This is a genomic window from Paenibacillus foliorum (assembly GCF_013141765.1).
In the GTDB taxonomy this organism is placed as follows: Bacteria; Bacillota; Bacilli; order Paenibacillales; family NBRC-103111; genus Paenibacillus_S; species Paenibacillus_S foliorum.
This window is the reverse complement of the sequence record NZ_WHOD01000088.1, coordinates 1-1,673: the sequence shown is the minus strand read 5'-3', so window position 1 is coordinate 1,673 and position 1,673 is coordinate 1. Positions and strand designations below refer to the sequence as shown.

The 1,673-nt window shown below is 33.5% G+C and carries 3 protein-coding genes; all 3 read right to left on the bottom strand.

What is annotated here, in order from left to right; all coding sequences use genetic code 11:
• Positions 1-201: helix-turn-helix domain-containing protein (locus tag GC093_RS23915; protein ID WP_171654439.1), on the bottom strand; the 201-nt coding region annotated here is incomplete at its 3' end.
• Positions 202-211: 10 nt separating this feature from the next.
• Positions 212-694 (bottom strand): DUF2975 domain-containing protein, encoded by a 483-nt coding sequence (locus tag GC093_RS23910; protein ID WP_171654438.1) that lies wholly within the window; start codon positions 692-694, stop codon positions 212-214.
• A 167-nt stretch (positions 695-861) separates the two neighbouring features.
• Positions 862-1,673, bottom strand: an 812-nt coding sequence (locus GC093_RS23905; RefSeq protein ID WP_216624790.1) for a sugar phosphate isomerase/epimerase family protein, incomplete at its 5' end; no start/stop codon positions are given.

The following is a 1,673-nucleotide window of genomic DNA, read 5'->3' as shown; positions in this document are numbered from 1 at the left end:
GCTTTTGTACTCCAAAATATCACCTGGCTGACAATCCAAAGTCTTACATATCGCTTCTAATGTTGAAAAACGCACCGCTTTTGCTTTCCCATTTTTCAGAATGGAAAGATTCGCCATAGTAATTCCAACCCTCTCCGAAAGCTCCGTTACGCTCATTTTTCGTTTTGCTAACATCACATCAATATTAATAATAATTGCCATATGCTCCACCTCAGACCGTTAAATCATTTTCTGATTTTATATTAATAGCTTCTTGTAAAAGTCTTTGGAGAACAGCAGCAAAAACGGCGATCACCATAGAGGCGAAAATAATGCCCAATCCCATTGGTATGAAACTTGGAGGGTCAACTCTCTTCCCCATGAGATAGTAGAGTGGCATACCTAGCAGGTACAAGGTACTGATTGTGATGGCACAGTATTTTATATTCTTTAAAGCTTTTACCGATAATTCCGAGAACGCTTGGTTCTTATCAATATAGCTTAAAAGTTTAAAAGCTTGATACAGAGCAAAGTAAAAAGGAATCGCTGCTGCGTACATATCGATTAAAACGAGAGATTTCATATAAGCCGTTTCTGGAAACAATTCTCCAGCAAAATTCCCAATATTAGGCACTAAAAATATGCACAAAGCGAGAATTGGGATTCCAATAAGAATAACAGCTATCTTCAAAAAGAGTGTTTTTCCTCGTTTCATAAACTGCACCTCACTTATTTAATGTCAGTTTTTACTTTACAACATAATTTATCGTTTTACAATAAATTAATATCGTTTTTCATAAAAATAAAAAGCATTTCTCATTACAAAGAAATGCTCTTACTTTAAAATGTTAAATTTACAACTTATTCAACAAAACTGCCCGTTTAGCTTAGGAAACCATTTTTCTTGAGTTCGGCTACAGATTCAGCTAATGACTCACTGGTTTTAACTTCTATTACTACAGATAAATTATTCTCCCGAGCAAAATCCAATCTGTCATTTATTGGTACGATTCCAGTATATAAAGATTGGTGGTCTGATTTACCATTATAATCGTGAAGGTGCATATGCCTAATACGATTATTAAAATGAATGAAGATTGATTCTTCAACGAAATCCGCTTTCGCATCATGACCAACATCCCATGTAAGGTAGAAGTTATGGAAAACACTTAATTTATCAAGAGCATTTCGAATATAAGGAATATGAAAATTACATGTATTCTCAATACATAGTTGCACTTCAAAAGTTTTAGCTAATTGATAAAGTTCTAAGTAAGATTCATAAAGTAATTCTAAAAACTTTGATTCATACTGTTCATTTATCCAGACCCTAGAGTGCGGTAGTGTAAAATAAATCCCATTATTCAAGTGCATGTTCAGTGTATTAATACCAGATAAATTAGCCCATTCCATTGCTTGTTTGCAGCGTTCTAAATGCCCCTTCCTTATTGATGGTTGATAAGAAGATAAATCCAGTTCTTCTGGAAGATGTATTGTAAATTCTAATCCGTATTGTTCTTTATAACATCTTAATTCCGAAAAACTTAAATTTTCTGGTATGCAGATAGGAAGGTTCATATTTAATTCGATAAAGTCTAATCCAAGTGTATTACACAATTGAACATTTTCATTTATGGATTTTAATTCTACCAAAGTAGGCATTCCAAACTTCATATGATATCCTCGATTCGTCC

What these genes read in the sequence shown, in the direction of transcription:
- GC093_RS23910 (WP_171654438.1), bottom strand. Translation starts at nt 694, where the DNA reads ATGAAACGAGGAAAAACACTCTTTTTGAAGATAGCTGTTATTCTTATT.